We start from the raw sequence: 4858 nt of genomic DNA on the forward strand, positions 1-4858 counted from the left end.
CCGGCAATGACGAGGGGATCATTGAACGGATGAACAAAGGTATAGCCATGTTCCTTTGTCAAGGCTACGGCTTTGGCAGCGGCCTCGTCAAAGAAATCTCCGTGCAGAACTACATTAGCCCCGTAGCCCCGTGTCGCGGCAACTTTGGTAAGCGGCGCATGCCTGGGCATGCAGATGGTGGACTGACAGCCGTAGACGCTGGCAGCCAGAGCGACGCCCTGGGCATGATTTCCGGCAGAGGCGGCAATGACACCTTTGTTCCGTTCTTCCGGAGTAAGCGCGGCCACTTTATTGTACGCGCCGCGCAGTTTGAACGATCCCGTCCGCTGCAGATTTTCCAGTTCCAAATAGACATTGCAGCCTGCCAAATCACTGACCGAATTAGTAAAGGATAATCCGGTTTTCTGAGCGACCCATTTGAGTCATTCCCATATTTCCATATCTTTACTATATATCTTTATTTGTCCACTGTCAATAGATATCATATTTTCACAATATTATTTTATTTTTCAAATATTATTAATATTTTAATATATATTTTCAATAATATCTTAATATATATTTATAAGTTATGGTTTCTAAAAAAAATATATCGATGTATGAGAAGCATGTATTCGGCATAGGCACACTATTCAATATATAAATGACTTTTAAATATATATGATTCGTATTTTCAGTGCTGATCTGTAAAAAAGTAGTTTAGACTTCAACCTAAATCTAGGGCATGATGCGTACTAATTTATGTTCAGATAAGATACATTATTAAATTAAGTACTTCATTTATATGTACTAAGATAACATCAACCCCATTGATAACGTATACTATTTTTTTTGCAAAATTAAATAAATACATGGATCCCGTCTTTTGCTAAAATTAAGTCGCCAAAATTTTTCCATCTTTATTTATATAGTATATTTCATTTATAATTTATCACATAAAAAGGGGCTGTAACAAAATGAGGTGGTGTGCTATGGTGTGCTACCTGTCAAGAAGACAATAAATAATAAATTTTTGTATCGTCAGCCATGTTATGGCTGGCGATATTTTATGCTGCTTTTGTATACTGATGATGAAATTCCATTGGTGTCATTACATTCAGCTTTCTCTGTAATCTTTGATTGTTGTAGTAATTGATATAATTCGTTATTGCAGTTACTAATATATTCCTGTCTGCCAAGTGCTGGCCATAATACATTTCGCGCTTTACAATCCCCCAGAAGCCTTCCATCGGACCATTGTGGGCAACTCTGGACATACTTTGTTTCATTCGATGGTTTTTTAGTCTTGTATAGAATTGTGCACTTGTATATTGATATCCACCATCAAAGTGAAACAACGGATGTGCATCAGGCTCTAAACGAACAGCTTCATCAAAAGTGTTTATAACTAATGGATTATCATGATGATCACTGATTTTAAAGGTAACTATTCTTCGATCATATAAATCCAAGATGGCACTTAGGTATACCTTGTGTACTTCTATTCCTACATACTATTTAAACTCTGAAACATCAGTCAGCCATTTCTCATTCGGTTTATCAGCATCAAACTCACGATGCTGATAGTTTTTTGCTATGTGATCAAGATTTCGTTCTCCTCTTGTACAGCTTTTGGGTTTCCATTTCATGTTGGATTTAATATCATATTTTCTGCAGATACGAAGAACCTTTTTATCATTTACATGTATTTCTTCATATCTGTCCAATTCGTCACGGATACGGCGGTATCCCATATCAGGATGTTGCTCGTGGATGTTTCTTATTTCTGTGGCTATTGATTCATTTTCAATTTCACGATTATTTTTGGGATATCTCAACCAGTGATAAAATGTATAAATACTTTTTAGATCTTTTTTATCATCACTGCCCGTCGTTTTTACTACTATATCTAAAGCACGGGGGAGTGCATTATGCACACAAGCAACTACACTCATATCTACCGCCTCTTTCGGATCCGAATACCAAAACCCAGCATATCCCGGATATTCTTTTATTGCCGTATCATTTATTGTCTTTACAATTTTTAAAAATTCTTTCATGACAGCAATCTTTTCTTCCGGCGTTTGCGCATGATTGAATTTTTCCCGATAATTATACTGTCCATTAGGATCATAGGAAAGTCCGGGATAAATTCCCTTGTAATTAGTATACCCATCAATTTTTCCTGTCATTAGCCCCATTAGTTCTGCCAAAGTCGGCGCTCGGTAGATCATGGTCCGTTCTTTATGATTATAGGCACTATCTGTAATATCTGTAGTCTGGCTGAAATCACCATAGCCCAGGCTGACCTGTGTTTTTTGATCCGTGTAGACGACGCAGACACCATTGTATTCCTTGCCAAACCAGTAACCCGTCACGCCCATAGGCTCCGAAATACGGCCTACAGACCAGTCCCATTTTTTGGTATTCTTTGTCAATTCGGCCTGTTCCAGGTACAGATCGTGAAGACCGCGCTTTTTCGCCACATTATAGTTTCGCTGTGGATCCGACGACCTGCAGGTTCAGGCCATCGGCAATCTGGTAATCGGCACCGATGCGCAGGCGCTGTTCCAGACCGTGACCGGACAGATCAGCATGATTCTTCGCCGCATCCGCATCGGCATGGGTTTCCTTCGTTTCTCGCATGACTGCTTTATTTTCTCCTTTAAACATGTTACTGCGAACGCGGTAATCGCCGAAGAAGCGGACGTCGCCGGATTTGCGCTGTTCCGATAGGTCGACGGGCCGGCTCAGGAACCCGTCGCCGCCATAGATGTTGGTGATGATGGGATTGCCCTTCGCGTCCTTTCGTATGTGGAAGGGCTGAGACAAGGCTTCGCCCAAATCGGCCAGTTTTACATTGACGCCAAGGCGGTACACCCGATCCTGAAAGGCCCGGTCATCGTCACGGTGATCAAAAATATTATCAACGCCTACGTAGGCCGTTAGATCTTTTCCGAAATCCTTTTCGAAGAGGACATTCCAGACGCCAAAGGTCTTTTCCTGATATTTTCCTTCTTTGCGGATATAATTGCCGTCTTCATCTTTGTCAAAGAGACTTTCCGTCGATACAGAGTTACTGTCCAGCATGTGGATATAACAGCTGCCCCAGAGAGCGCCGCGAAAATCCCCTTGGGTGTTTTTATAGTTCAGTCCAATGTCTACCTTATGGGTCGGACGATCCAGTAATTTATGGGGACATATCACTGTCGCTGGCATTAACTGCATGGAGCAGCGTATAGCCCAGCTTGCCCGACCAGTGATCATTGAATTTCTGCTGTACCTCTGCTTCCAGTCCCGTGATCTTAGCCTTACCGATATTGCGGAAGCTGTAGATCCGATCTGGCATGGGATGATAGCTGGCAGCGTCATAACCGGAGTAAATGTCCCCATATCCAAAATCAATCAATTGCCCCGTAAAGTAGCTCGTCAGGTAATCCTTGATCTCATTGTGAAACAGGCTGACCTTGGCAAAGGTCTTGTTGCTTTCCCCTTCCAGGGACACATCAAAATTGAGGGATTTTTCCGGCTTCAGATTGGGCTTGCCAATCCAGTACCAGCCCAAATGACTGCCAGCGGCGCCAAACATTTCCCAATTGTAATAGAGCTCTCCCATACCCGGTTCGGCATAGCCCGTACCGATATTAGCCTTGAAACGTCGTTTGGGATTGCCATGGACATTATGCAGAAGTCCTACGTTCCCTGTGACCTGACTGCCGAAGAGATCGCTGTGATCGAGACGCAGGGACGGCGTGACCGTCGTCTGATCATTGACTTGCCATGTATCCTGCACATAGGCATAAGTCTTATTGATTTCTGCCTCGCCTATCGAAACTTGATTCGATCGTTCATCATATCCTTGTCCATAATAGGCGTCATTGTATTTAATCTCCTTTATTTGATCATACCGCCCATTTTGCAATAACCCATAATATGCTAGAGCCGAAGCATTTTTTACTTTAGTAACCTGACTTGGCAGAAGCAATGTACCATTTTTGAGTAATTCCTTACCTATTTTATCCATATCATTCAATTGTTTCAACTCATTATTAAATGCGATAAATCGATTGATGAGATCACCATACTTTTCTTTTAATTCTTCAGAAATAGGGCTGCCATAGGTAGTAAAAGCCGTATTTAGTTCGGGATCCATATTCTTAGCATCTTGATAAGTAAAAACAGGCGTTTTATCACCATAAAATTTTTTATTTTTATCCCACATAAATCCGTTGCCATTACGAATCAGTTTAAAATTATGAACATACGAACGTGGCTCATCATTCTCACTTGCGGTATTGTTTCGTACAAATAAAGATTTATCATACTCCCAGGGATTAATCGTTGCTATATGCGTTTTCGGCGTATTTTTCAGACGGAATCCAGTTGCCCATTCCTGCGTATGCCCAAAACCATAACTCAATAAGTGTTTATCATTAATAGCCGTATTCATGCCCACATTGATATCAGTTCGTTCATGCTCCAGCCAATCTACACTGGCCAATGCTTTACGACCACGATATTGACTACTCTGTCCATAATCCAATATGGTAACATCGTCTTGCTTAGACTTGCCATGACTGAAATCGATGGTCCAATCTGTATTGCCGCCCCGTCCCTTGTATGAGAAAGAATAGGTATCCCGCTTCATATTCTGATTGAAGACCTGCATGGGTTCAAAAATGCCGCCGATACCCAACGCTGACTTATTGCGCCGCTCTACATCTTCCCGTTCCCTGTTAAAGCTAAAATTTATTTTATGATCTGGATTAAATCCGTAGGCACCGCTGACGCCGCTGTTCTTCACGTCACCGTAATATCGCAGCGACGGCTTAAATTTTTCATACCAAAGATTTTCACTTCCACCGCCATAGGTCCGGTC

The 4858-nt window shown here is 41.8% G+C and carries 5 protein-coding genes; all 5 read right to left on the bottom strand.

Translation table 11 applies throughout. The annotated features are described in order from the left end of the window. The coding region (locus tag AB840_RS14760; RefSeq protein ID WP_152669418.1) for a threonine ammonia-lyase at window positions 1–368 on the bottom strand (368 nt) is incomplete at its 3' end. A 678-nt stretch (window positions 369–1046) separates the two neighbouring features. Next, window positions 1047–1484 (bottom strand): IS3 family transposase, encoded by a 438-nt coding sequence (locus AB840_RS16885; protein WP_143742755.1) that lies wholly within the window; start codon window positions 1482–1484, stop codon window positions 1047–1049. Between the two features lie 9 nt (window positions 1485–1493). Continuing rightward, entirely contained in the window at window positions 1494–2465 is a 972-nt protein-coding gene (locus tag AB840_RS16890; protein ID WP_143742756.1) for an IS3 family transposase, read from the bottom strand. Between the two features lies 1 nt (window position 2466). Further along, a complete protein-coding gene (locus AB840_RS18105; protein ID WP_143742757.1) occupies window positions 2467–3246 on the bottom strand; it encodes a TonB-dependent receptor in 780 nt (259 codons plus the stop codon). Further along, a partial coding sequence (locus AB840_RS18110) for a TonB-dependent receptor plug domain-containing protein (protein ID WP_152669419.1) occupies window positions 3170–4858 on the bottom strand: 1689 nt, incomplete at its 5' end. The genes AB840_RS18110 and AB840_RS18105, both read right to left, overlap by 77 nt.

The sequence above is a fragment of the Megasphaera cerevisiae DSM 20462 genome (assembly GCF_001045675.1).
In the GTDB taxonomy this organism is placed as follows: Bacteria; Bacillota; Negativicutes; order Veillonellales; family Megasphaeraceae; genus Megasphaera; species Megasphaera cerevisiae.